The 23398-nt window shown below is 73.0% G+C and carries 21 protein-coding genes and 1 pseudogene; 7 read left to right on the forward strand and 15 right to left on the reverse strand.

The window, feature by feature from the left end:
* Nucleotides 1-174 precede the first annotated feature (174 nt).
* On the forward strand, nucleotides 175-1149 hold the full coding sequence (locus tag IO20_RS0101205; protein ID WP_078945880.1) for a Gfo/Idh/MocA family protein: 975 nt from the start codon (nucleotides 175-177) through the stop codon (nucleotides 1147-1149).
* Here IO20_RS0101205 and pdxR read toward each other — a convergent pair.
* Nucleotides 1080-2498: a MocR-like pyridoxine biosynthesis transcription factor PdxR gene (gene pdxR, locus IO20_RS0101210; RefSeq protein WP_030547556.1), complete on the reverse strand. Its 1419-nt coding sequence runs from the start codon at nucleotides 2496-2498 to the stop codon at nucleotides 1080-1082. The two genes, IO20_RS0101205 and pdxR, sit on opposite strands and share 70 nt — an antisense overlap.
* Nucleotides 2499-2522: 24 nt before the next feature.
* The gene (locus tag IO20_RS0101215) at nucleotides 2523-2882 is read right to left on the reverse strand and encodes an arsenate reductase family protein (RefSeq protein WP_030547553.1); all 360 of its coding nucleotides are present in this window, start codon (nucleotides 2880-2882) and stop codon (nucleotides 2523-2525) included.
* Between the two features lie 148 nt (nucleotides 2883-3030).
* Between IO20_RS0101215 and IO20_RS0101220 the strand changes: the two genes are divergently transcribed.
* Nucleotides 3031-3306 carry a hypothetical protein gene (locus IO20_RS0101220; protein WP_030547551.1) on the forward strand — a complete coding sequence of 92 codons (276 nt, stop codon included), beginning with the start codon at nucleotides 3031-3033 and terminating at the stop codon, nucleotides 3304-3306.
* Nucleotides 3307-3381: 75 nt separating this feature from the next.
* Here the strand turns inward: IO20_RS0101220 and glnA are convergent, their stop codons facing one another.
* Nucleotides 3382-4806: a type I glutamate--ammonia ligase gene (gene glnA / locus IO20_RS0101225; protein ID WP_030547548.1), complete on the reverse strand. Its 1425-nt coding sequence runs from the start codon at nucleotides 4804-4806 to the stop codon at nucleotides 3382-3384.
* 221 nt (nucleotides 4807-5027) lie between these two features.
* Here glnA and IO20_RS0101230 point away from each other — a divergent pair, with 221 nt between their 5' ends.
* The gene (locus tag IO20_RS0101230) at nucleotides 5028-5495 is read left to right on the forward strand and encodes an RDD family protein (RefSeq protein WP_030547547.1); all 468 of its coding nucleotides are present in this window, start codon (nucleotides 5028-5030) and stop codon (nucleotides 5493-5495) included.
* 80 nt (nucleotides 5496-5575) lie between these two features.
* Here the strand turns inward: IO20_RS0101230 and IO20_RS0101235 are convergent, their stop codons facing one another.
* The 4 genes from IO20_RS0101235 to lipB all read right to left on the reverse strand — a co-directional run bounded on the left by IO20_RS0101235 (nucleotide 5576) and on the right by lipB (nucleotide 8673).
* Nucleotides 5576-6280 (reverse strand): DUF4191 domain-containing protein, encoded by a 705-nt coding sequence (locus IO20_RS0101235; RefSeq protein WP_030314289.1) that lies wholly within the window; start codon nucleotides 6278-6280, stop codon nucleotides 5576-5578.
* 10 nt (nucleotides 6281-6290) lie between these two features.
* On the reverse strand, nucleotides 6291-6506 hold the full coding sequence (locus IO20_RS0101240; RefSeq protein WP_030208220.1) for an SCO2195 family GlnR-regulated protein: 216 nt from the start codon (nucleotides 6504-6506) through the stop codon (nucleotides 6291-6293).
* 277 nt (nucleotides 6507-6783) lie between these two features.
* A complete protein-coding gene (gene lipA / locus IO20_RS0101245) occupies nucleotides 6784-7731 on the reverse strand; it encodes a lipoyl synthase (protein WP_030547545.1) in 948 nt (315 codons plus the stop codon).
* Between the two features lie 102 nt (nucleotides 7732-7833).
* Entirely contained in the window at nucleotides 7834-8673 is an 840-nt protein-coding gene (lipB, locus tag IO20_RS0101250; protein WP_030547543.1) for a lipoyl(octanoyl) transferase LipB, read from the reverse strand.
* Nucleotides 8674-8968: 295 nt separating this feature from the next.
* On the opposite strand from lipB, the gene IO20_RS0101255 reads away from it, so the two are divergent.
* Entirely contained in the window at nucleotides 8969-10531 is a 1563-nt protein-coding gene (locus IO20_RS0101255) for an NsdA family TPR-like regulatory protein (RefSeq protein ID WP_030547540.1), read from the forward strand.
* Nucleotides 10532-10603: 72 nt separating this feature from the next.
* Here the strand turns inward: IO20_RS0101255 and IO20_RS0101260 are convergent, their stop codons facing one another.
* Nucleotides 10604-12031 carry an NAD(P)/FAD-dependent oxidoreductase gene (locus IO20_RS0101260; protein ID WP_078945879.1) on the reverse strand — a complete coding sequence of 476 codons (1428 nt, stop codon included), beginning with the start codon at nucleotides 12029-12031 and terminating at the stop codon, nucleotides 10604-10606.
* 198 nt (nucleotides 12032-12229) lie between these two features.
* Complete coding sequence (locus IO20_RS0101265) at nucleotides 12230-13141, reverse strand: TIGR01777 family oxidoreductase (protein ID WP_030547536.1); 912 nt, start codon at nucleotides 13139-13141, stop codon at nucleotides 12230-12232.
* Between the two features lie 46 nt (nucleotides 13142-13187).
* Between IO20_RS0101265 and IO20_RS0101270 the strand changes: the two genes are divergently transcribed.
* A complete protein-coding gene (locus IO20_RS0101270) occupies nucleotides 13188-13688 on the forward strand; it encodes a GNAT family N-acetyltransferase (RefSeq protein WP_030547535.1) in 501 nt (166 codons plus the stop codon).
* Here IO20_RS0101270 and IO20_RS0101275 read toward each other — a convergent pair.
* Nucleotides 13678-14379, reverse strand: a complete 702-nt coding sequence (locus tag IO20_RS0101275; RefSeq protein WP_051874314.1) for a TetR/AcrR family transcriptional regulator — start codon at nucleotides 14377-14379, stop codon at nucleotides 13678-13680. The genes IO20_RS0101270 and IO20_RS0101275 overlap by 11 nt on opposite strands.
* A gap of 131 nt (nucleotides 14380-14510) precedes the next feature.
* Here IO20_RS0101275 and IO20_RS0101280 point away from each other — a divergent pair, with 131 nt between their 5' ends.
* Complete coding sequence (locus IO20_RS0101280) at nucleotides 14511-15305, forward strand: SDR family NAD(P)-dependent oxidoreductase (protein WP_030547531.1); 795 nt, start codon at nucleotides 14511-14513, stop codon at nucleotides 15303-15305.
* Nucleotides 15306-15348: 43 nt separating this feature from the next.
* Here IO20_RS0101280 and IO20_RS0101285 read toward each other — a convergent pair whose 3' ends face one another.
* On the reverse strand, nucleotides 15349-15870 hold the full coding sequence (locus tag IO20_RS0101285) for a DUF4240 domain-containing protein (protein WP_030547528.1): 522 nt from the start codon (nucleotides 15868-15870) through the stop codon (nucleotides 15349-15351).
* A gap of 98 nt (nucleotides 15871-15968) precedes the next feature.
* Here IO20_RS0101285 and IO20_RS0101290 point away from each other — a divergent pair, with 98 nt between their 5' ends.
* Nucleotides 15969-16889 carry an SDR family oxidoreductase gene (locus IO20_RS0101290; protein WP_030547526.1) on the forward strand — a complete coding sequence of 307 codons (921 nt, stop codon included), beginning with the start codon at nucleotides 15969-15971 and terminating at the stop codon, nucleotides 16887-16889.
* 31 nt (nucleotides 16890-16920) lie between these two features.
* Here the strand turns inward: IO20_RS0101290 and IO20_RS0101295 are convergent, their stop codons facing one another.
* The 4 genes and pseudogenes from IO20_RS0101295 to sucB form a co-directional block, all read right to left on the reverse strand.
* Nucleotides 16921-17901, reverse strand: a complete 981-nt coding sequence (locus IO20_RS0101295) for a helix-turn-helix transcriptional regulator (protein ID WP_031126630.1) — start codon at nucleotides 17899-17901, stop codon at nucleotides 16921-16923.
* An 8-nt stretch (nucleotides 17902-17909) separates the two neighbouring features.
* Nucleotides 17910-20519, reverse strand: a pseudogene (gene aceE / locus IO20_RS0101300) (pyruvate dehydrogenase (acetyl-transferring), homodimeric type); the annotation flags it as partial.
* A 310-nt stretch (nucleotides 20520-20829) separates the two neighbouring features.
* The gene (locus IO20_RS0101305; protein WP_030208296.1) at nucleotides 20830-21453 is read right to left on the reverse strand and encodes a GntR family transcriptional regulator; all 624 of its coding nucleotides are present in this window, start codon (nucleotides 21451-21453) and stop codon (nucleotides 20830-20832) included.
* 120 nt (nucleotides 21454-21573) lie between these two features.
* A complete protein-coding gene (gene sucB, locus IO20_RS0101310) occupies nucleotides 21574-23346 on the reverse strand; it encodes a 2-oxoglutarate dehydrogenase, E2 component, dihydrolipoamide succinyltransferase (protein ID WP_030547519.1) in 1773 nt (590 codons plus the stop codon).
* Nucleotides 23347-23398: the final 52 nt, after the last annotated feature.

Raw genomic sequence — 23398 nt, forward strand, 5'->3', positions numbered from 1 at the left:
GCGGATCTCCGGGAGCGCCCGGAGAGCGGAGACCGCCGCCCCGGCCGCGCCGTGGCGGCGTACGGGGACTCCCGCCCCGTCGTATACGGGGTTCGGCGGCGCCCGCTTTCCCCGCCAGGGCGGCGCCGCCCGCGCGGTCGGGGGCTGTCAGTGGCACCCGGCAGACTGGGGGCCATGGCGAAGCACCCGGGCGCGAAGCCCCGTATCGGACTCCTCGGCACCGGCCCCTGGGCCGCGCGCACGCATGCTCCCGCGCTGGCCGGGCATGCCGGGATCGAGTTCAGCGGGGTGTGGGGCAGACGCCCCGAGGCGGCCGCCGAGCTCGCCGCCTCCTCGGGCACGCGCGCGTACGACGACGTGGACGCCCTCTTCGCCGCCAGCGACGCCGTCGCCCTCGCGCTGCCGCCGGACGTGCAGGCCCCGCTCGCGGTGCGGGCCGCGGAGGCCGGGTGTCACGTCCTCCTCGACAAGCCGGTCGCGACGACGGTCGCGGGGGCGCGGGAGGTGGCCGAGGCGGTCGAGGCGGCCGGGGTCGCCTCGGTGGTCTTCTGCACGCTGCGGTTCGCCGAGCCGACGGCCCGCTGGATCGACGCGCAGGCGGCGGCAGGCGGCTGGTTCCTCGGCGAGGCGCACTGGCTCGGCTCGCTCTACGGACCGGGTTCCAGCAGTGCGTACGCGGCCTCGCCGTGGCGGCGGGAGAAGGGCGGCCTGTGGGACGTGGGACCGCACGTCCTCTCGGTCTACCTGCCGGTCCTCGGCGACGTCACGGAGATCACCGCGGTGCCCGGCCCGGCCGACACCCACCACCTGGTGCTGCGGCACACCTCGGGGGCGAGCAGCACGGCCACCCTCACCCTGAGCGCGCCGCCGGGGGCGGCGGGGGCGGCCCTCAGCCTGTACGGCTCCGCGGGAAGGGTCGAACTACCGCGCTGGGAAGGGGCGGTGGGCGCGTTCGGCGCGGCCGTGGACGCCCTCGTCACGGCGGCCCGCACGGGCGAACCGCACGCGTGCGACGCCCGCTTCGGCCTCCGCCTCACCGAGATCCTGACGACGGCGGAGGCGCAGGTGGCCCGTCAGCGTCAGGAGCGGCCGTCACGCGAGGCCGCCTCGTCCAGCGCACCGCACAGCGCGTCCACGGCGGCCCCGTAGAGCCGCTCCGGCGGCGTGGCGTAGCCGACGACCAGGCCGTCCGGGTGGGCGGGGCCCCGGGCGTCGGGATGGCGGTACGAGGCCAGGCCCTCCACGGCGACGCCGTGCCGGGCCGCCGCGGCGAGCGCGGCCCGCTCGGTGCCCGGCGGGAGTTCCACCACGGCGTGCAGCCCGGCGGCGATCCCCGTCACGCGCACCTCCGGCACCCGTTCGGCGAGCGCGGACACCAGCCGGTCGCGGCGCGCCCGGTGCCGCTGGCGCATCCGCCGGACGTGCCGGTCGTACGCGCCGGAGGCGAGGAGGTCGGCGAGGGTGAGCTGGTCAGGCGCGGAGGCGTACGGCTCGCGCTCGCCCTTCGCCGCGACCACCCCGTCCACGAGCGCCGACGGCAGGCACATCCAGCCGATCCGCAGCGTGGGGGAGAGGCTCTTGCTCACGGACCCGACGAGGACCGTCCGTTCGGGGTCGAGCCCCTGAAGGGCGCCCACCGGCCGCCGGTCGTAGCGGAACTCCCCGTCGTAGTCGTCCTCGACGACCAGCCCACCGGAGGCCCGCGCCCACTCCAGGACGCCGGCCCGGCGTTCGGGGTGCAGCGGGCCGCCGGTGGGGAACTGGTGCGCGGGGGTGAGCAGTACCGCGCCGGCGTGCCGGGGGATGTCCCCGGCCCGCACCCCGTGGTCGTCCACGGGCACCGGCACCGTGCCGACCCCGGCCTCGGCGAGGAGCCCCCGGTGGAAGGGCAGCCCGTACGCCTCGACCGCCCACGGGCCCGGCGGGCCGAGCACGCGCGTGAGCAGCCGCAGCGCGTGCGCGGCGCCCGAGCAGATCACGATCCGCTCGGGGGAGGTCCGTACGCCCCGCACGCGCGCGAGGTACTCGACGAGGGCCAGGCGCAGTTCGATCCGGCCGTGCGGGTCGCCGATCCCGAAGGCCTCGTGCGGGGCGACGGCCAGCGCCCGTCGGGCCGCCGCCAGCCAGGCCGCGCGCGGGAAGGTGCCGGGGTCGGGCTTGCCCTGGACGAGGTCGTACGGGAGCGGAGGCGGCGCGGCGGGCCGTACGGGTCCGGGGGCGGGCGCGGCGACCCGGTCGGCGACCCGGGTCCCGGAGCCCTGGCGGGCGGTGAGCCAGCCTTCGGCGACGAGTTCGGCGTACGCGTCGGCGACGGTGTTCCGGGCGATCCCGAGGTCGGCGGCGAGCGCCCGGTAGGGCGGCAGCCGGGTCCCGGGGGCGAGCCGCCCGCCGCGCACGGCTTCGCGCAGGGCCCCGATGAGTGCGGCCCGCCGCCCGCCGCCCGCGCGCAGCTCCAGGTGAAGATCGACCCCGAGCTCGCCGCTCCCCGTCCCGCTCACGCCGTCATCCCTTCTTCCCCCTGGTCAGCGGGACAGCGCGTCCCGTACGGCTTCCTCGGTCCGGCCGACGACGGCGGTGCCGTCCTCGGCGGTGATGATCGGCCGCTGGATGAGCTTGGGATGCGCGGCGAGGGCCTCGACCCATCGGTCGCGGTTCCCGGCGTCCCGGGGCCACTCCTTCACACCGAGCGCCTTGGCGTCGGCCTCCTGCGTCCGGGTGATGTCCCACGGTTCGAGCCCGAGCCGGTCGAGCACCTGCCGGATCTCGTCGGGCGAGGGGACGTCCTCCAGGTAGCGCCGCACGGTGTAGTCGGCGCCCTCGGCGTCGAGAAGGGTGAGGGCGCTGCGGCACTTGGAACAGGCGGGGTTGATCCAGATCTCCATGGCCCTCACGGTACCCCCCCGACCTCGCTCCACCACCCCCCAAACCCTGTCTGGCCAGGGGCGATTGTCAGTGGGGGCCACTAAAATGAGGGGTGAAGGTGAGGGTCCCGGGGAGGGCCCGCACCTACCGTTCGCCAGGAGGTAGCCCATGGCTCTCGCCGTGATCCGGACGCCGTCCATCGAACCCTGGAAGCCCCTCCAGAGGAAGCCCCTTCCCGCGGGCCGCCCCCGCGAGTGGTACGTCACGCACAACCGGCGCCTGAAGGCCATGCGCCTCGCGATCGCCCTCCTCGACGCCGGCGTCTACGTCCCGTCGAAGGCCACGAACGCGACGATACGCACCACGGCCGACCGCATCGGCATCCACCCGCCCTCGGACTCCACCTGCCGCATGGTCCGCGCCCTGATCCGCTACGGCCGCTGACCGGCGGGGGAAAACGGCGAGGGCCGCCGCTCCCGGAGATCCGGGGGCGGCGGCCCTCACTCGTGAGGCTCCGGCCTAGAGGTCGAAGTAGAGCTCGAACTCGTGCGGGTGCGGGCGCAGCTGGATCGGGGCGATCTCGTGGGTGCGCTTGTAGTCGATCCAGGTCTCGATCAGGTCGGAGGTGAAGACGCCGCCGGCCTGCAGGTACTCGTTGTCGGCCTCGAGGGCGTTGAGCACGGCCTCCAGGTTGGTCGGGACCTGCTGGACGTTCGCGTGCTCCTCGGGAGCGAGCTCGTACAGGTCCTTGTCGATCGGCTCCGCCGGCTCGATCTTGTTCTTGATGCCGTCGAGGCCCGCGAGGAGCAGCGCCGAGAAGGCGAGGTACGGGTTCGAGGACGGGTCCGGCGCGCGGAACTCCACACGCTTGGCCTTCGGGTTCGAGCCCGTGATCGGGATGCGCATGGCGGCGGAGCGGTTGCGCTGCGAGTACACCATGTTGACCGGCGCCTCGAAGCCCGGGACCAGGCGGTGGTACGAGTTCACCGTCGGGTTGGTGAAGGCGAGCAGCGACGGGGCGTGCTTGAGGATGCCGCCGATGTAGTAGCGGGCGGTGTCCGAGAGGCCCGCGTAGCCCGTCTCGTCGTAGAACAGCGGGTCGCCGTTCGCCCAGAGCGACTGGTGGACGTGCATGCCCGAGCCGTTGTCGCCGAAGATCGGCTTCGGCATGAAGGTCGCGGTCTTGCCGTTGCGCCAGGCGACGTTCTTCACGATGTACTTGAAGAGCATCAGGTCGTCGGCCGCGGCGAGCAGCGTGTTGAACTTGTAGTTGATCTCGGCCTGGCCGGCGGTGCCGACCTCGTGGTGCTGGCGCTCGACCTGCAGGCCGACGTTCTCCAGCTCCAGGGAGATCTCGGAGCGCAGGTCGGCGAAGTGGTCGACCGGCGGGGCCGGGAAGTACCCGCCCTTGTAGCGGACCTTGTAGCCGCGGTTGTTCTCCTCCGCACCGGTGTTCCAGGCGCCGGCCTCGGAGTCGATGTGGTAGAAGCCCTGGTTCGCCGAGGTCTCGAAGCGCACCGAGTCGAAGACGTAGAACTCCGCCTCGGGGCCGAAGTACGCGGTGTCGGCGATACCGGTGGAGGCGAGGTACGCCTCGGCCTTCTTCGCGATGTTGCGCGGGTCACGGCTGTACTGCTCGCCCGTGATCGGGTCGTGGATGAAGAAGTTGATGTTCAGCGTCTTGTCGCGGCGGAAGGGGTCCACACGGGCCGTCGACAGGTCGGCGCGGAGCGCCATGTCGGACTCGTGGATCGCCTGGAAGCCGCGGATCGACGAGCCGTCGAAGGCGAGCTCCTCCGCCGGGTCGAAGGCCGTCGCCGGGATCGTGAAGTGCTGCATCACGCCCGGAAGGTCGCAGAAGCGGACGTCGACCATCTTGACGTCGTTGTCCTTGATGAACTTCTGGACCTCGTCGGCGTTCTGGAACCCGTGCTTCTCGGACATCCAACTCCTCCTACTCCCGGCCCGGGGAGGGGCGGGGTTGCAGCTCGGTCGTGCGGCCAGTGCGGTGGCACACGCTGGACCCGACCATAGGCAGACGGGATTTCTCAAGCATGACCCATTTGTTTCGTCCAAGTTAACCGGGGCGGGTGTGCGCCGCGCCCCGGTGTGTCTGTGCCGACCCGGACGGAAGTGATCGAAAACGGGCGCAGTACCGTGGTCGGGTGGACAACAGGCAAGCACTCGGATCGTGGCTCTCCGGCCCCCGTGCCGCGGCGGAGCAAGCAGGCGTGGACTTCGGTTACCGGGGTCAGCAGCTGGGACTGCCCGAGGAGGGACCCGGCTCGATCGCCCGCCCGGGCCGCCGGCTCGGCGCCCTCGCCGTCGACTGGGGTCTGTGCCTCTTGATCGCATACGGCCTGATCACCGACGGCTACGGCCAGGCGACCAGCAACTGGGCGCTGCTCCTCCTGTTCGTCACGAGCGCGCTGACCGTCGGCTCCGTCGGCGCCACGCCGGGCAAGGTGCTCTTCCGTCTGCGTGTCGTCTCCGCGAACGGGGGCCGGCTCGGACCGTTCCGCGCGGTGCTCCGCTCCCTGCTCGTCTGCCTGGCGATCCCGGCCCTCATCTGGGACCGCGACGGCCGCGGCCTCCACGACCGCCTCTCCGGCGCCGTCCAGGTCCGTATCTGACCGGCGGCACGTCGGCGGCACAGAGGAAGGGCCCCGGACCGTGTGGTCCGGGGCCCTTCTCGTGTGCTCGTTCGGGCGCGTCAGCGCATCTTTCCGCCCCGCGGCATCCGCATGCCCTTCGGCATCGGACCCTTCGGCAGCGGCATGTTGCTCATCAGGTCGCCCATCGCCCGCAGCCGGTCGTTGGCCGCCGTCACCTGCGGGCCGGTGAGCACCCGAGGCAGCTTGAGCATGGTCGTACGGACCTTCTTCAGTGGCACCTGGCCTTCGCCGTCACCGACGATGATGTCGGTCACCGGCACGTCCACCACGACGCGGTTCATCCGCTTCTTCTCGGCCGCCAGCAGAGGCTTCACCCGGTTCGGGTTGCCCTCCGCCACCAGCACGATGCCGGCCCGTCCCACCGCCCGGTGCACGACGTCCTGGCTGCGGTTCATCGCGACCGCGGGGGTCGTCGTCCAGCCGCGCCCGACGTTCTGCAGCACCGCCGCGGCCGCGCCGGGCTGGCCCTCCATCTGCCCGAAGGCCGCGCGCTCGGCGCGCCGCCCGAACACGATGGCCGCCGCCAGGAGCGCCAGGACGAAGCCCAGGATGCCCAGGTAGACCGGGTGCCCGATCAGGAAGCCGATCGCGAGGAGGACACCGAGTACGACGATGCCCACGCCTGCGACGACAAGTCCGACCTTAGGGTCGGCCTTTCGGGTCATCTTGTACGTGAGGGCGATCTGCTTGAGCCGCCCCTGGTTCGCAGCGTCAGCGCTGCCCGTGTTTGCCTTCCTCGCCATGTCCAGAAGTTTACGTGGCCCGGGAAGTCCGGCCCGACGCGACCTCCATCACGTGCTGGGCCTCGACCCGGTCCTTGGCGCGGCGGCGGTCCTCCAGGACGGAGTTCCAGGCGTTGCGCCGCGCGGTGCGCTGCCCGGCGCCGAGGAGCAGTGCCTCCACGGCCTTCAGGGCGTCGGTCACGGACGGGATCGCGGTGACGCGGACGTGCGTCGATGCGGCCGGCATGTCGGGGTCCTCCCTCGATTGCGGGTGAGACGAGGCGGGGGGGTGCGAGCAGGTGGTGGCGGTGAGTGAAACCAAGCTCACAGATCGGTGTTACCAGGGCGTGACCCGGTGGTCAAACACTGATGAAACGTTGATGCGGCCAGGCGGGGGACGGGGGGAACGCCGACGCGGCCCGTACATCCCCGCTGAGCTGCGGAGGTGTACGGACCGCGTCGAATCCGGCCATTACCGGCCGGTCACTTCTTGTGCTCGGTTTCACGTGGCCCGCAAGGCGCGCTCAAGCGCGGCTGCGGTGCTCCATCGCCTGCTGGAAGAGACGGCCCGCCCGGTACGAGGAGCGGACCAGCGGGCCCGACATCACGCCGGAGAAGCCGATCTCGTCGGCCTCCTCCTTCAGCTCCACGAACTCCTGCGGCTTCACCCAGCGCTCCACGGGGTGGTGCCGGACCGAGGGGCGCAGGTACTGGGTGATCGTGATCAGCTCGCACCCGGCGTCGTGGAGCTGCCGGAGCGCCTCGCTGACCTCCTCGCGGGTCTCGCCCATGCCGAGGATCAGGTTCGACTTCGTGACCAGACCGTAGTCCCGCGCCTGGGTGATGACGTCGAGCGAGCGCTCGTACCGGAAGCCGGGACGGATCCGCTTGAAGATCCGCGGGACCGTCTCCACGTTGTGCGCGAAGACCTCGGGGCGGGAGGCGAAGACCTCCGCCAGGAGCTCCGGCACCGCGTTGAAGTCGGGCGCGAGCAGCTCGACCTTGGTGCGGCCGTCGGCGCGGTCCGCGGTCTGCTGGTGGATCTGGCGCACGGTCTCCGCGTACAGCCAGGCGCCGCCGTCCTCCAGGTCGTCGCGCGCGACGCCCGTGATGGTGGCGTAGTTCAGGTCCATCGTGACGACCGACTCGCCGACGCGGCGGGGCTCGTCGCGGTCAAGGGCTTCGGGCTTGCCCGTGTCGATCTGGCAGAAGTCACAGCGCCGGGTGCACTGGTCACCACCGATGAGGAAGGTCGCCTCGCGGTCCTCCCAGCACTCGAAGATGTTGGGGCAGCCCGCCTCCTGGCAGACCGTGTGCAGGCCCTCGCTCTTCACGAGGCTCTGCATCTTCGTGTACTCGGGCCCCATCTTCGCCCGCGTCTTGATCCACTCGGGCTTGCGCTCGATGGGGGTCTGGGCGTTCCGGACCTCCAGGCGCAGCATCTTGCGTCCGTCGGGTGCGACTGCGGACACATCGGCTCCTGTAGCTTCGATTCTTCGGCGAACACCAGGGTACGCCGTTGCTTCCCATGCCTTACTACGTCTGGCCAACCTCTGGCCAGGGCCCTGCATTCCTCAGACCGAGGCCGTTTCCGCCGGGGCGGTCTCCGTCGCGGCCGTCTCCACCGGGCGCTCGACCTCGCGCGGCCTCAGCTCCGCGTTCTCCAGGACCTCCCGCAGATGGCGCTCCACCACCGGGAGCACCTCGGCGATCGTGAGGTCCCGGCCCAGCTCGTTGGCGAGCGAGGTCACACCCGCGTCGCGGATGCCGCACGGGATGATCCGGTCGAACCAGGCGTTGTCCGGGTTCACGTTCAGGGCGAAGCCGTGCATGGTGACGCCCTTGGCGACCCGGATGCCGATGGCGGCGAGCTTGCGGTCCTCGCGGCGCTGGCCGGCGTTGGACGGGGCGTACTCGGGGCCGTTCAGGCGCGGGTCGAACTCCTCGTCGTTCAGCCGCGGGTCGAAGTCGAGCGACAGGCCGCCGAGCGCGGGTCGCTGCTCCACCGGGTCGCCGAGCACCCAGACCCCGCTGCGGCCCTCGACCCGGCTCGTCTCGACGCCGAACTCGGCGGCCGTGCGGATCAGCGCGTCCTCCAGGCGGCGGACGTGCGCGACGACGTCCACCGGGCGGGGCAGCTTCATGATCGGGTAGCCGACCAGCTGGCCGGGGCCGTGCCAGGTGATCTTCCCGCCGCGGTCGACGTCCACCACCGGGGTCCCGTCGAGCGGGCGCTCGCTCTCCGCCGTACGCCGGCCGGCCGTGTAGACCGGCGGGTGTTCGAGCAGCAGGCAGGTGTCGTCGATCTCGTCCGCGAACCGCGCGGCGTGCACCTCGCGCTGCTTGTCCCAGGCCACCTGGTAGTCGACGGCTTCCGCGCCGAACCCAAGGCGGACGAATCGCAGCTCACTCACGGCCATGCCTCCTCCTGGATGCCGTATGCCGGATGCGGGGAACCGGGGATCGTCCCGGGCCGGCTCGGCACCATGCGTCATTCGCGCCCATGCCACTGTACGGCGGTGCGGCGGACACCCCTCCGGCAGGTGGACGGGGGCACCTACGTCAGCGATGCCGTCAATCCTCACACGATCGGATGAATGTGGGGCGAAGGTGGCGGTACGGGCCGTGAGGACCGCTAAATTCACGCCGTTCCATGAGGGTCCGACGGGGCTGCCGTCCGGACCCGGAAGGCAGGAGACCGCACAGCTGATGACGGAACGACCACCGCAGCGCATCCCGAACCGCCAGCTCGCCGCGCTCATCGCCGAAGCCGGGTTCTCCCACGCCGGGCTCGCGAGACGGGTGGACCAGCTCGGTCTGGAGCACGGTCTCGACCTGCGGTACGACAAGACCTCGGTGACCCGCTGGCTCCGCGGCCAGCAGCCGCGCGGCACCACGCCCGCGCTCATCGCCGAGGTCTTCACCCGCCGTCTCGGCCGTCGTCTCTCCGCCCAGGACCTCGGCCTGGACGCCTGCGCGCCGGTCTACGCGGGCCTGGAGTTCGCGGCCACCCCCGAGGAGGCCGTCGACATCGTCAGCGGGTTGTGGCGCAAGGACTCCGGCAGTCACGCCGAACTCCGCAAGATCGCCTTCACCCCGGCGGGCCTGGTCGTCCCCAGCCGGGACTGGCTGATCGGGCGGGCCGACGACCGGGTCGCGCGCGGGGATCAGGCGGCCGCCCCCCGCCCCTCCGCCGCCGGCGCGACCGTCGAGCCCCGCGTCCCGCACGACCCGCGCCTGGCGCACGATCCCCGCCTCCCGCACGACCCGCGTCTGGCGCACGACCCCCGCCTGGCGCACGACTCCCGGGTGCCGTCCCAGGGCCGCTTCTCCGTGCCCCGGCAGCGCGGCACCGACCGGGGCCCCGGCCAGCGGGTCTCCACCGGCGACATCGCCGCCCTCCGCTCGGTCGGCGAGCTGTTCCGCACCCTCGACCACGCCTACGGCGGCGGCCACGCCCGGCAGGCCCTCGTCCGGTACCTGGAGCACGAGGCCGAGCCGATGCTGCGCGGCACCTACGGCGAGTCGGTCGGGCGCCGTCTCTTCGCCGCCGTCGCCGACCTCACCCGGCTCGCCGGGTGGACCTCGTACGACATCGCCGCCCACGGCCTCGCCCAGCGCTACTTCGTCCAGGCGCTGCGGCTCGCGCAGGCCGCCGGGGACCGGGCCTACGGCTCGTACGTCCTGCTCACCATGAGCTGCCAGGCCGTCTACCTCGGTCACGGCCGGGAGGCCGTCCAGCTCGCCCGGGTCGCCCAGCAGGGCGTCGGGCCCGCCGCGCCGCCCGTCGTCCAGGCGATGCTGCACGCGATCGAGGCCCGCGGGCACGCGGTCCTCGGCGAGGCGCGGGTGTGCAGCGCCTCGCTCGTACGGGCCGAGCGGGCCCTCGAAGCGGCCCGGCCCGGCGACGAGGTGCCCTACTGGGCCCGGATGTTCGACGAGGCCCAGCTCGCCGACGAGCTCGGGCACTGCCACCGCGACCTCCAGCAGTACCGCCCCGCCGCCCAGCACGCCGAACGCGCCCTCCAGCTCCGCGCCCCCGGCTTCGCCCGCAGCCGCCTCTTCTGCCGGGTCGTCCTGGCCACCTCACGCCTCGCCCTCGGCGAACTCGACCAGGCGTGCGCCCTCGGCGCCGAGGCCGCCCAGCAGGCCTCGGAGATGCGCTCGGCGCGGGCGATGGAGTACGTACGCGACTTCGAGCGGCGCCTGGAGCCGTACCGCGACGCCGCGGCGGCCCGCACGTACCGCGACCGCGTGGCGGCCATCGGCTGACCCCGGGCTCGCCGAACCGCCGCGCCCGGGCACCCGCGCTCGTGCCGGGGGTGTCCGGGCGGGCCGGTTCCGTCAGGCCGCCGTCTCCCTCGTCCGCTCCTCGGCCGGCACGCGCACCCCCAGGTCCCTCAGGAGGGCCCCGGCGGCCCGGGTGCCGGAGGCGAGGGCGCCCTGAGGGGTGCTCGTGGCGCGGTGGTCGCCGCAGACGTAGAGGCCGGCGAGCAGCCGCACCGAGCGGCGCGCGTCGTGCGGCGGCGCCATCGCGGGGAAGGCGTCCGGCGTGTGGCGCAAAGCGAGCAGCTCCCACTCGTCCGTCGACGAGCCGTACAGCGTGGCGAGGTGCTTGCGGACCCGCCGCTCCGTGTCGTCCGGCGGTGCTCCGAGCACCGTCGAGGTGATCAGCGCCCGGCCCTCCGGCGCCCGGCTCGGATCGACGGCGCTCATCACGGCGGTGTGCGCCACCGGCCCGCCCGGGTCGGACTCCAGGAGCAGCGTCGGCTCCCCGGTGGGTGCCGCGGGCGCCGTGTGATGGAGCACCGTCACGGAGTGGAAGGCGGGGGTCCGCAGCCCCGGAAGGAGCGCGGCCGCCGTCCGCGCCCCCGTGGCGAGCACCACCGACCGGCAGCGGAACACCCCGTGGCCGGCCGTCGTGACCCGGGAGATGGACGCCTCCGTGACCCGGACGCCGGTACGGACCGTGCCCGGCGGCAGCGTGGCCGCCAGCCGCTCGGGGAGCGTCGCCGAACCGCCCTCGGGGACGGCCAGTCTGCCCCGGGCGAAGGCGCGCAGCGCGAGGTCCGCGTGCCGGCTGGACGTGCCGAGGTCCGGGTCGCCGAGGAGCGCCGCGAGCAGCGGCCGCAGCACCCCCTGCACGGTCCGGGCGGGCAGCCGGGCGGTGAGTGCCTCGCGCGCGGTCCGCTCCGGGCGGGCGAGGAGCCGCTGCGTCGGGGTCGCGGCGAGCCGGACGAGGGAGGCGCCGAGCCGGGCCTGGTCGAGCGAGGCGGCCGGATGACGGGGGGCGCTCGCGAGGGCGCGTGCCACGCTGAACGCTCCCCCCACGCTCCGATGGCCCGTGCCCCGGCTCCCTCCGGCCGTCCGGCGCGGATGCGGTGCGCCCCAGCGCGCGTACCGGCCGTCGCTGTGCACGAGCACGCCCGGCGCGAAGGGGCGCAGCACCAGGCCGTCGAGCCCCGGGGTGGCCCGCAGCTCCTCGTGCGACAGGGTGAGCAGGGGCCCGACCCGGTCGAGCAGGAAGCCGTCCACGGCCTCGGTCGCCAGCCGGCCCCCGATCCGGGGCTCCGCCTCCAGGACGGCGACGGAGAGCCCGGCGCCGGTCAGCCGGTGGGCGGCCGCGAGCCCCGCGACCCCGGCACCCACGATGACGACGTCGACGGCGCCCCCGGCGTCCGCGACGTCGATGTGCTCTGTGACGTCGCCCGCCTCCGCGATGTCGACGTCCGTACGCTGTGCGGTCCTTGCGCTGTCTGCGCTGTTGAGCACGTGCCCCTCCCCAGGTCGGCGCGGCCGGTGGGAGGCCTATGCCCCCAACACGCCTCCGGAATGCCCGAGTTCGCCGTTCGGGTCGAGCCTAGGCAGCGCTCCCACGGCTGCCAGCCGCGCGCACCGGGGTGCGTGCGGCACGGGGGAGCGCAAGGGGGCGGAGGCCGGTGGGTGTCGGGCGCGCGGGAAGGGTGCCGCTCAGCGGGCCGCCGCTCTGATCGAGTCGTCGATCGTCGGGAACGCGAACTCGAAACCGGTCTCCAACAGCCGCCCCGGCAGCACCCGCTGACTCCCCAGCACGTCCTGCGCGAAGTCCCCGAGCACCACCTTCAGGGCGGGCGCCGGCACCGTGAACAGGGCCGGCCGGCGCAGGACCCGCCCCATCGCCGCCGTCACCTCGCGGTTGGTGACCGGCTCGGGGGCCGTCAGGTTCACCGGGCCCGAGAGCGAAGGCGTGTCGACCAGATGTCGCAGGGCGGCCACCTCGTCGTGGAGGGAGATGAACGACCAGTACTGGCGGCCGTCGCCCATCCGGCCACCGAGCCCGGCACGGAAGACGGGGAAGAGCCGTCCCCAGGCCCCGCCCTCGCGGGCCACCACCAGGCCGGTACGGGCGTAGGTGACCCGGATGCCCGCCTCCTCGGCGGGGGCCGCCGCGGCCTCCCACTCCACACAGACCGAGGGCAGGAAGCCCGAGCCGGCGGGGGCGCTCTCGTCGACCGCGCGGCTGCCGGTGTCCCCGTACCAGCCGAGCGCCGTGCCGCAGACCAGGCTCTCGGGCGGCTCCGCGAGCGAGGCGAGGGCCTGGGAGATCGCCGTCGTGCCGAGCACCCGGCTGTCCCGGATCTCCCGCTTGTACGCCTCGCTCCACCGGCGCTCGCCGACCCCGGCGCCCGCCAGGTGCACGACGGAGTCCACGCCGACGAGCCCGGCGGCGTCCACGTACAGCCGCTTGGGGTCCCATTCGACCTCGTCGGCGGTCCTGGCGGGCCTGCGGACGAGGCGGAGGACGTCGTGGCCGTCGGCGCGCAGGGAGCGGACCAGGGCCGAGCCGATGAGCCCGGAGGCGCCGGTGACGGCGACACGCTTGCGGATGGAGGAACGCTGCATGGGGCCATCCTGCCCCCTCCGGCGCCGCGCGTGGCACAGTGGCGTCATGATCGTGGAAGAGACGCGGATACGTGGTGCGGAAGCCGGTGACGGGGACGTCCTCGCCGAACTCGACCGGGCCGTCTGGTCGCCCGTGCACGCGGTGCTGCCCGCGGCGACTCCGCCGTACGAGCCCTTCTTCGACGCCCGCCACCGGCCCGAGGACTACCTCGTGGCGGTGCTCGGCGGCGCCGTCGTCGGCTACGTCCGGGTGGTGCCGCCGACCCCGCTCGCGTCCAACGCCCACGTCCGCCAGATCCAGGGCCTCGCGGTCGCCGACTCCGCCCGGGGGCGCGGCGTGGCCAGGGCGCTGCTGCGGGCGGCGATGGACAAGGCCCGCGCGGACGGCGCCGTCCGGCTCACCCTCCGGGTCCTCGGCCACAACGCGCCGGCCCGCGCGCTCTACGCCTCCGAGGGCTTCGCGGTCGAGGGCGTGCTCCCGGGGGAGTTCCTGATCGACGGCGCGTACGTGGACGACGTCTGCATGGGCCGGTCGCTCACCGGCTGACGCCGGGGGTCGTGCCCGAGGCCGACCGGGGAGAGCCGCCTTCCGGGTGCAGCAGCCGCATCCCGCCCATCAGTTCGCGCAGGCACCGGACCGCCAGCTCCGCCGGTGCGCCCTCGCCGCGTACCGGCGCGTCCGTCTCCGCCCAGGCCTCCAGGGCGACCCGGATGGCGTCCGTGGCCGCCGCCGCCGCGAGCCGTACCTCCAGCGGGTCGGCGTCCGGCCCGGCGAGCGCGGCGACGACCTCGCGCAGCCGCTCCTCCGAATCCTGGTTGACCCGGTACCAGACGGCCCGCAGTGCCGGGTCCTCGGCGGCCGCGCGCAGCAGCCCGCGCGTCCATCGCAGCCCCTCCTCCGCCGCCGCGTCGGCCGGGGTCAGCGAGGCGGCGATCGAGCGTTCCAGGGCCTCGGGCAGCCCGGCGCCGGGTTCCGTCGCGGCGAGGATCTCCCGCCAGCGGTCGGCGCCGCCCGCGAGGAGCGGGGCCACGGCGTCCTGCTTGGAGCGGAAGTACCGGTAGAAGGTGCGCAGCGCGACGCCGGCCCGCAGGGAGATGTCCTCGGCCGTGGTGCCGTCGGGGCCGTGCTCGGTGAAGAGCTCGGCGGCGGCGCGCGCGATGTCCAGCTGGGTGGCGGCCTTGCGGCGTTCCGTCAGCGTCCGGGTGGGGGGCGTGGCGCCCTCGGGCTTGGTGCTCACCGTACGAAGCGTACGCCCGCGCCTGCCTTCGCTGCATGACGTGCAGTTATGGCAAAACGTGCCACTTGGGCGTACGGTGGCGGCATTCCGCACGGCTCGGCACCCCGAGCCGACATCGAGAGGTTGCCGCCATGAACCAGCTGACCCGTTACGAAGGACGCCGCGCCCTCATCACCGGGGGCGGCTCCGGCATCGGCCAGGCCACCGTCCTGCGCGTGCTCGCCGAAGGCGGCCGGGTCGTCGCCGCCGACATCAGCGAGGACGGCCTCAAGGACACCGTCGCCAAGGCCGGCGACGCCGCCGGCCGGCTCACCACCGTCGTCGTGGACGTCGCGGACGAGGCCTCCGTACGCGCCGGCGTCGCCGCCGCCGTCGAGGCGCTCGGTGGACTGGACGTCCTGGTCAACGCGGCCGGCGTGCTGCGCTCCTCGCACACCCACGAGACGAGCCTCGACTCCTTCGAGCAGGTGATACGGATCAACCTCACCGGCACGTTCCTCGTGATCCGCGAGGCGATCCCCGCCCTCCTGGAGGGCGAAGGCTCCGCCGTCGTGAACTTCTCCTCCACCTCCGCGATGTTCGCCCACCCCTACATGGCGGCCTACGCGGCCAGCAAGGGCGGCATCCAGTCCATGACCCACGCGCTCGCCGCCGAGTACGCCAAGCAGGGCATCCGCTTCACCGCCGTCCAGCCCGGCTCCATCTCCTCCGGCATGACCGACGGCAGCGGCGCCAGCCGCCGGAGCGTCGGCCCCGGCCTGCCCGAGGACACCGACTGGTCCCTCTTCGCGAAGCTCGCCCCCGCCCTCGGCCAGGGCTTCGCGGGACCGGAGACCGTCGCGGGCGTCGTCGCCATGCTGGCGAGCGAGGACGGGAAGTTCATCACCGGCACCGAGGTCCGCGTCGACGGCGGCACGCACTTCTGACGCGTACGGGGCAGGGCGCCGCCCCGGTCACCCGGCCGGCGTCCTACCCCGCGCCGAAGCGCTCCCACAGCCGCGGGAAGCGCGCCGCGAGCACATCGTCGTCCGACAGGTCGAAGGGGGTGCCGAGCGGCTCCCCGCCCGGCATCGGAATGCCCAGGTCAGGGGTCTCCGCACCGGTCAGTCGCTCGTACGCCTCGTCCGCGGCGAAGCCGATCTCCTCTCCGTCCCCGTCGATCTCCGCGTCGAAGTCGTCGAGCAGCTCCGCCAGGGCGTCCGGATCGTGCACCGCGCCCTCGTAGACCTCCCGGCCCTGGCCGATGAGCCAGCAGCGGAACGAGTCGAAGGCCTCGTCCCCCGCCCCGTCGAAGAGCACGGCCGCCGCGCCCCACAGATCCCAGAGATACGCGCGGTTGTAGCGGGCCTCGAAATGGCGCGCGTAGTCGAGCACGGAGTCGGGATCCAACCGGGTCAGCCGTTCCACGAGCAGATCGGCCTGTTCCTCGGGGTCGCCCTCGGCGTCCTCGCGGCTGGCATCGATGATCTCCCAGAACTCCGTCTCGTCCATCACGGCACCAGCATCGTGGCTCGGGGGGTGCGACGCACCCGGAAAGCCCGAAATGAAACCGGACACAAGGTGTCGTACTTTCCTGCGAATCTGGGCGCATGACAACCGAGACGAAGCCGCTGCACGGACGGATCTGCCTGGTCGCGGGCGCCACCCGGGGAGCGGGACGGGCCATCGCCGTCCAGCTGGGGGCCGCCGGAGCCACCGTGTACGTCACCGGCCGCACCACCCGCGAGAAGCTCAGCGAGGTCGGCCGGGCCACCGAGACCATCGAGGAGACCGCCGAACTGGTGACGGCCGCGGGCGGCGAGGGCGTCGCCGTCCCCACCGACCATCTGGAGGCCGAGCAGGTCCGGGCCCTCGTCGACCGGATCGACCGGGAGCGGGGGCGGCTCGACGTCCTCGTCAATGACGTGTGGGGCGGCGAGCACCTCGTCACCTTCGGAAAGAAGACCTGGGAGACCGACCTCACCGGCGGTCTGCGGATGCTGGAACTCGGCGTGCGGACCCACGCCATCACCTCGCACACGGCACTGCCGCTCCTCGTCCGCGAGCGCGGCGGCCTCGTCGTCGAGGTCACCGACGGCACCACCGCGTACAACGGCACCCGCTACCGGGAGAACCTCTTCTACGACCTCGCCAAGAACGCCCCCCTCCGGATGGCCTTCGGCCTCGGCAAGGAGCTGGAGGAGTACGGCGGCACGGCGGTCGCGCTCACCCCCGGCTGGCTCAGGTCCGAGCAGATGCTCGCGGGCTTCGGGGTCACCGAGGAGAACTGGCGCGACGCCGTCGAGAAGATCCCCGACTTCGCGGTCTCCGAGTCCCCGGTGTACGTGGGCCGGGCGGTCGCCGCACTCGCCGCCGACCCCGACCGCCACCGCTGGAACGGCGAGTCGCTGTCCAGCGGGCAACTGGCGAAGGAGTACGGCTTCACCGACGCCGACGGCTCACAGCCGGACGCCTGGGGCTTCATCGTCGCCGGAGAGACGGGCACGCCGGACGTGAACGACTACCGGTAGGCCGGCGGCGCGGACGGCTCACCCGTCCGCCTCACCCGTACGACTCCGCCATCGCGCGGGCCGCGTCCCGGAAGCGGGCGCGGAGGGCGGCCGGGGCCAGCACCTCGGCCTCGGCGCCCAGGGCGAGCAGCTGGGAGAAGGCGACCTCCTCGCTCTCCACCGGGAGCGTCGCGGTCACCCGGCCCTCCGCGTCCCGCGTCCCCGCCGCCAGAGCCTCCTCCGCGGCCGCCCGGTCCGTCACGTACGGCAGCCTCCGTGCCCCGGCCTCCGAGAGCCGTACGACGACCTCGGCGCGCAGGATCGACCGGGCGAACTCCGCCGCGCGTTCGGCCCAGAAGGCCGCCAGGTCGAAGTCCTCGTCCCGGGTGAACCGCTCCTCGCCCACGGCCACCGCCGCGAAGCGGTCCACCCGGTACGTGCGGAAGACCTGGCCCGAGCGGGCGCACACGTACCAGACGCCTGCCTTCAGGACGAGACCGTACGGCTGGAGCTCCCGCTCCACCTCCTCGCCGTCACCGCGCCGGTAGCGGGTCGAGACCCACCGGTCGTCCCAGACCGCCTCCGCGATCGGGGCCAGCAGCTCCGGGGTCTCGGGCTCCTGGTACCAGCCCGGCGCGTCCAGGTGGAAGCGCCGGCCCACCGCGTCGGGGGCGTCCCGGAGCGAGGGCAGCAGCGCCGCCGACACCTTGAGCCGGGCCGCCGACGCCGCGTCCGCGAGCCCCAGGTCACGCAGCGCGCCCGGCAGCCCCGACAGGAACAGCGCCTCCGCCTCGCCGCGCGCCAGGCCCGTCAGACGCGTGCGGTAGCCGCCGACGAGGCGGTAGCCGCCTGCCCGGCCCCGGTCGGCGTAGACCGGAACCCCCGCCTCGGAGAGCGCCAGGGCGTCCCGCGTGATCGTGCGCTCCGACACCTCCAGCTCGGCGGCGAGTTCGGCCGCCGTCATCGACGGACGCGACTGGAGCAGGAGGACCAACTTGATGAGGCGGGGGGGGGGGCGGAGGGACCTCTTCATGCCGGCCCCCCCCAGTGACGGCGGGCCGCGTCACGGGTGTCCGAGAGGCCGAAGCCGTCGGCGCCGAGCGAGGACCAGTCCTGCTCGACCCACTGCGCGATCTGGTCGGGGACCTGGCGCATGTAGTCGGAGACGGCGAGGACCGGGGAGGTGACGCCTTCGAGCGCCCTGCGCAGGTACGGGACCTGCTCCTCGCCGCGCAGCAGCGCCGCGTCGGCCTCCAGGGCGTCGCGCCGCAGCTCCGTCCAGGAGGTCGCGGACCACACGTCGGCGCCCACGCCCCACTCGGCGGCGAGCACCTTCTGCGCCTCCAGGGCCCAGTGGATGGCCGTACCGGAGGAGAGCAGCTGGATGCGCGGGGCGTTCGCGGGCAGGTCGAGACCGGCCGACTCCGCGGTGTTGAAGCGGTAGAGGCCCTTGACGATGCCCTCGTCGACGCCGGACGGCTTGGCCGGCTGCGGCATCGGCTCGTTGTAGACGGTGAGGTAGTAGAAGACGTTCTGGTCCTCGCCCTCGGCGGCCTCGCCGTACATCCGGCGCAGACCCTCCTTGACGATGGCCGCGACCTCGTAGGCGAACGCCGGGTCGTACGTCAGGGCCGCCGGGTTGGTCGCCGCGATCACCGGCGAGTGGCCGTCGGCGTGCTGGAGGCCCTCACCGGTCAGGGTCGTACGGCCCGCGGTCGCGCCGATGAGGAAGCCGCGGCCGAGCTGGTCGCCGAGCTGCCACATCTGGTCGGCGGTCCGCTGCCAGCCGAACATCGAGTAGAAGATGTAGAACGGGATCATCGCCTCGCCGTGCGTGGAGTACGCGGTGGAAGCGGCGATGAAGTCGGCCATCGAACCGGCCTCGGTGATCCCCTCGTTGAGGATCTGGCCGTTGACGGCCTCCTTGTAGTACATCAGCTGGTCGCGGTCGACCGGCTCGTACGTCTGGCCCTTCGGCGAGTAGATGCCGAGCGACGGGAACAGCGACTCCATACCGAAGGTACGGGCCTCGTCCGGGACGATCGGGACCCAGCGCTTGCCGGTCTCCTTGTCGCGGATCAGGTCCTTGACCAGGCGGACGAACGCCATCGTCGTGGCCATCGACTGCGTGCCGGAACCCTTGTCGAAGGCGGCGAAGGCCTTCTCGGCCGGGGCCGGCAGCGGCGCGAGCGGCTGGGTGCGGCGGGCCGGGGCCGGGCCGCCGAGGGCCGCGCGGCGCTCCTGGAGGTAGCGGACCTCGGGCGAGTCGGCGCCCGGGTGGCCGTAGGGCACCTGGCCGTCGACGAACTGCGCGTCCGAGATGGGAAGTTCGAGAAGGTCGCGCATGTTCTTGAACTCGTCGGTGGAGAGCTTCTTCATCTGGTGGTTCGCGTTCTTCGACGCGAAGCCCTCACCGAGGGTGAAGCCCTTGACGGTCTGCGCCAGGATGACCGTCGGCGCGCCCTTGAACTCCACGGCGGCCTTGTACGCGGCGTACACCTTGCGCGGCTCGTGGCCACCGCGCGAGAGGTGGAAACACTCGAGGATCTTGTCGTCGCTGAGCAGCTGCGCCATCGCGACGAGCGCCGGGTCCTTGGCGAAGAAGTCCTGGCGGATGTAGGCGGCGTCGCGGGTCTGGTACGTCTGGACCTGCGCGTCCGGCACCTCGCGGAGGCGGCGGACGAGGGCGCCGGTGGTGTCGAGCGCGAACAGCTCGTCCCAGGCGTTGCCCCACAGCGACTTCACGACGTTCCAGCCGGCGCCGCGGAACTGGGCCTCCAGCTCCTGCACGATCTTGAAGTTGGCGCGGACCGGGCCGTCGAGGCGCTGCAGGTTGCAGTTGATGACGAAGGTCAGGTTGTCCAGGCCCTCGCGGGCGGCCAGGGCGAGGGCCGCGGTCGACTCGGGCTCGTCCATCTCGCCGTCACCGAGGAACGCCCACACGTGCGAGGCGGAGACGTCCTTGATGGAGCGGTTGGTCAGGTAGCGGTTGAAGCGCGCCTGGTAGATCGCGGAGAGCGGGCCGAGACCCATGGAGACGGTGGGGAACTCCCACAGCCAGGGGAGGCGCCGCGGGTGCGGGTAGGAGGGCAGGCCGTTGCCGCCGGACTCCTGCCGGAAGTTGTCGAGGTGGGCCTCGTTCAGGCGCCCGTCCAGGAACGCGCGGGCGTAGATGCCGGGGGCGGCGTGACCCTGGATGTAGAGCTGGTCGCCGGAACCGACCGCGTCTCCGGAGTCCTTGCCCTTGAAGAAGTGGTTGAAGCCGGTCTCGTACAGCCAGGCGGCCGACGCGAAGGTGGCGATGTGGCCGCCGACGCCGTACTTGGAGCCGCGGCTGACCATCGCGGCCGCGTTCCAGCGGTTCCAGGCGGTGATCCGGCGCTCCATGTCCTCGTCGCCGTCGAACGCGGCGCCCGTCGGCTCGGCGGAGGTCGGGATGGTGTTGACGTAGTCCGTCTCCAGGAGCTTGGGCAGGGCCAGGCCCGCGCCCTCGGCGTGCTGGAGCGTGCGGCGCATCAGGTAGGCGGCCCGGTGAGGGCCGGCGGCCTTGGTGACGGCGTCCAGGGAGGCCGCCCACTCGGCGGTCTCCTCGGTGTCACGGTCCGGGAGCTGGTCGAGCTCGCTCGGAATCTTGCCTACGGGATCGGTCATGATCGCCGCCTTCCGGACAGGTGGGGTGGAGAAGGGGTGCCTTGTCTGGCAGGACAGGGCGAAGGGCCGGGTAGCGGCCCGCCGAAGACTGTAAACCGGCGATCGATGATCGATCAAAGGGTTGAAGGGGAAAACCTCTTCAGATGGAGAAAGTCGGCACAGGGTGCCGCGAAACAGGGCACCCGGTGCCTCAATTCGGCTTGTTTTCGCAGGTGGGGACGGCTGTCTGAGAAGGCACTCGCACGGATGAGCGGGTCCACCGTACGGTGGACCCGCTCATCATCCGCTCACTCTGCGTACACGCCTGGGTTCAGGCCCGCGGCGCGCAGCCAAGGACGTGCGCCTTCACAAGCGCCCCGATGTTCGGATCGCCCCGGCGGAAGGCCTCCACCAGCTCCTGGTGCTCCTCCGCGTACGACTTCTGGACCGTGCCCAGCCAGCGGATCGACAGGGCCGTGAACACCTCGATGCCGAGCGTCTCCCAGGTGTGCAGCAGGACCTTGTTCCCCGCCGCCTTCACCAGCTCCCGGTGGAACGCCACCGTGTGCCGCACCTGCGCCGTACCGTCGGCCGCCGCGTCCGCCTCGTACAGCGCCGCCACGTGCGGTTCCAGGGCCGAGCAGTCCGTCGCGAGCCGGCCGGCCGCCAGCTCGGCCGCGATCTGCTCCAGACCGGCGCGCACGGGGTAGCTCTCCTCCAGGTCCGCCGCGGTCAGGTTCCGCACCCGGACGCCCTTGTTCGGCGCCGACTCGATCAGCCGCAGCGACTCCAGCTCCCGCAGCGCCTCGCGGACCGGGGTCTGGGAGACCTCCAGCTCGGTCGCGATCCGACGCTCCACGATCCGCTCTCCCGGCTTCCAGCGGCCACTGACGATCCCCTCCACGATGTGCTCGCGGATCTGCTCGCGCAGCGAGTGGACGACGGGGACGGTCATGACGCGGCTCCTCGGGGAGTGTTGACTCTCAAGACAATACGGCGGCGCCCCCGTCCGGAAACACTTCCGGACGGGGGCGCCGCAGGTGAGGCTCGTTACGTTGCCAGGACGGCGACGCGATTACAGGCCGAGGTCGACCTCGAACTCGCCGGCCTCGAGGATCGCCTTGACGGCCGTCAGGTAGCGGGCCGCGTCGGCGCCGTCCACCAGACGGTGGTCGTAGGACAGCGCGACGTACGTCATGTCGCGGATCGCGATCGTCTCACCCAGGTCCGGGTGGTTGATGACGACCGGACGGCGCACGGTGGCGCCGATGCCCAGGATGGCGACCTGGTTCGGGGGCACGATGATCGTGTCGAACAGCGCGCCGCGCGAACCGGTGTTGGAGATGGTGAAGGTCGCACCCGCCAGGTCGTCCGGCGTGATCTTGCTGGCGCGCACGGCGCCGGCCAGCTCCGCGGTCTTCTTCGAGATGCCGGCGATGTTCAGGTCGCCCGCACCCTTGATGACCGGGGTCATCAGACCCTTCTCGGAGTCCACCGCGATACCGATGTTCTCGGTGTCGAAGTAGGTGATCGTGCCCTCGTCCTCGTTGATCCGGGCGTTGATGACCGGGAAGGCCTTCAGCGCCTGGGCCGCCGCCTTGACGAAGAACGGCATCGGGGAGAGCTTGACGCCCTCACGGGCCGCGAACGCGTCCTTGGCACGGGCGCGCAGCTTCATCAGCTTGGTGATGTCGACCTCGACGACCGAGGTCAGCTGGGCCTGGCCGTGCAGCGCCTTCATCATGTTGTCGCCGATGACCTTGCGCATGCGGGTCATCTTGACGGTCTGACCGCGCAGCGGCGAGACCTCGAGGGACGGGGCCTTCGGGGCGGCGGCGGCCGGAGCAGCGGCGGCGGGGGCGGCCGCGGCGGCCTTCTTGGCCTCGGCGGCCGCGAGGACGTCCTGCTTGCGGATGCGACCGCCGACGCCCGAGCCCTTGACGGCCGCCAGGTCGACACCGTTCTCGGTGGCGAGCTTGCGGACCAGCGGGGTCACGTACGCGCCATCCTCCGCCGGCGCGGTCGGAGCCGCGGCGGGCGCCGCGGGAACCGGGGTGACCACGGCCGGGGCGAGGGACGGGGCGGCGGCGACCGGAGCCGGAGCGGCGGCCGGGGCGGCCGGCGCGGGAGCCGGGGCCGCGGCCGGAGCCGGAGCGGCGGCGGGGGCGGCCGGAGCCGGAGCCGGAGCGGCGGCCGGAGCGGCACCCGCGGCGCCGATGACGGCCAGCTTGGCGCCGACCTCGGCGGACTCGTCCTCGGCGACGACGATCTCCAGGAGGACACCCGAGACCGGGGCCGGGATCTCGGTGTCGACCTTGTCCGTGGAGACCTCGAGCAGCGGCTCGTCGGCCTCGACGGACTCGCCGACCGACTTCAGCCAGCGGGTGACGGTGCCCTCGGTGACGGACTCGCCGAGCGCCGGAAGCACGACGTCGGTGCCCTCGGCGGAACCGCCGCCAGCGGCGGCCTCGGCCGTCGGGGCCGGAGCCGGGGCCTGGGCCTCGGTGGACGGGGCGGCCTGCGGCGCGGGGGCCGGGGCCTCCTGCTGCGGGGCGGCCGGGGCCGGAGCGGCCTCGGCGGCCGGGGCGGCGGCAGCGGCGGGGGCACCGGAGCCGTCGTCGATGATGGCCAGCTCGGCACCGACCTCGACCGTCTCGTCCTCGGCGACCTTGATGGAGGCCAGGATGCCCGAGGCGGGGGCGGGGATCTCGGTGTCGACCTTGTCGGTCGAGACCTCGAGCAGCGGCTCGTCGGCCTCGACACGCTCACCCTCGGCCTTGAGCCAGCGGGTGACGGTGCCCTCGGTGACGCTCTCGCCGAGCGCCGGCAGGGTTACGGAAACCGACATGGTTTCAGTTGCTCCTAACGAATTGCGGAAAGTGGTCGTCGCGCCCTGTGAT

The sequence above is a fragment of the Streptomyces exfoliatus genome, assembly GCF_000725545.1.
GTDB lineage: Bacteria > Actinomycetota > Actinomycetes > Streptomycetales > Streptomycetaceae > Streptomyces > Streptomyces exfoliatus.

What these genes read in the sequence shown, in the direction of transcription:
- IO20_RS0101240 (WP_030208220.1), bottom strand. Translation starts at nt 6,506, where the DNA reads ATGCCGGCCGCATCGACGCACGTCCGCGTCACCGCGATCCCGTCCGTG.
- sucB (WP_030547519.1), bottom strand. Translation starts at nt 23,346, where the DNA reads ATGTCGGTTTCCGTAACCCTGCCGGCGCTCGGCGAGAGCGTCACCGAG.
- IO20_RS0101305 (WP_030208296.1), bottom strand. Translation starts at nt 21,453, where the DNA reads ATGACCGTCCCCGTCGTCCACTCGCTGCGCGAGCAGATCCGCGAGCAC.
- glnA (WP_030547548.1), bottom strand. Translation starts at nt 4,806, where the DNA reads ATGTCCGAGAAGCACGGGTTCCAGAACGCCGACGAGGTCCAGAAGTTC.
- IO20_RS0101235 (WP_030314289.1), bottom strand. Translation starts at nt 6,280, where the DNA reads ATGGCGAGGAAGGCAAACACGGGCAGCGCTGACGCTGCGAACCAGGGG.
- IO20_RS0101295 (WP_031126630.1), bottom strand. Translation starts at nt 17,901, where the DNA reads ATGAAGAGGTCCCTCCGCCCCCCCCCCCGCCTCATCAAGTTGGTCCTC.
- IO20_RS0101215 (WP_030547553.1), bottom strand. Translation starts at nt 2,882, where the DNA reads ATGGAGATCTGGATCAACCCCGCCTGTTCCAAGTGCCGCAGCGCCCTC.
- IO20_RS0101255 (WP_030547540.1), top strand. Translation starts at nt 8,969, where the DNA reads ATGACGGAACGACCACCGCAGCGCATCCCGAACCGCCAGCTCGCCGCG.
- IO20_RS0101280 (WP_030547531.1), top strand. Translation starts at nt 14,511, where the DNA reads ATGAACCAGCTGACCCGTTACGAAGGACGCCGCGCCCTCATCACCGGG.
- IO20_RS0101265 (WP_030547536.1), bottom strand. Translation starts at nt 13,141, where the DNA reads ATGCAGCGTTCCTCCATCCGCAAGCGTGTCGCCGTCACCGGCGCCTCC.
- IO20_RS0101285 (WP_030547528.1), bottom strand. Translation starts at nt 15,870, where the DNA reads ATGGACGAGACGGAGTTCTGGGAGATCATCGATGCCAGCCGCGAGGAC.
- IO20_RS0101270 (WP_030547535.1), top strand. Translation starts at nt 13,188, where the DNA reads ATGATCGTGGAAGAGACGCGGATACGTGGTGCGGAAGCCGGTGACGGG.
- IO20_RS0101220 (WP_030547551.1), top strand. Translation starts at nt 3,031, where the DNA reads ATGGCTCTCGCCGTGATCCGGACGCCGTCCATCGAACCCTGGAAGCCC.
- IO20_RS0101290 (WP_030547526.1), top strand. Translation starts at nt 15,969, where the DNA reads ATGACAACCGAGACGAAGCCGCTGCACGGACGGATCTGCCTGGTCGCG.
- IO20_RS0101205 (WP_078945880.1), top strand. Translation starts at nt 175, where the DNA reads ATGGCGAAGCACCCGGGCGCGAAGCCCCGTATCGGACTCCTCGGCACC.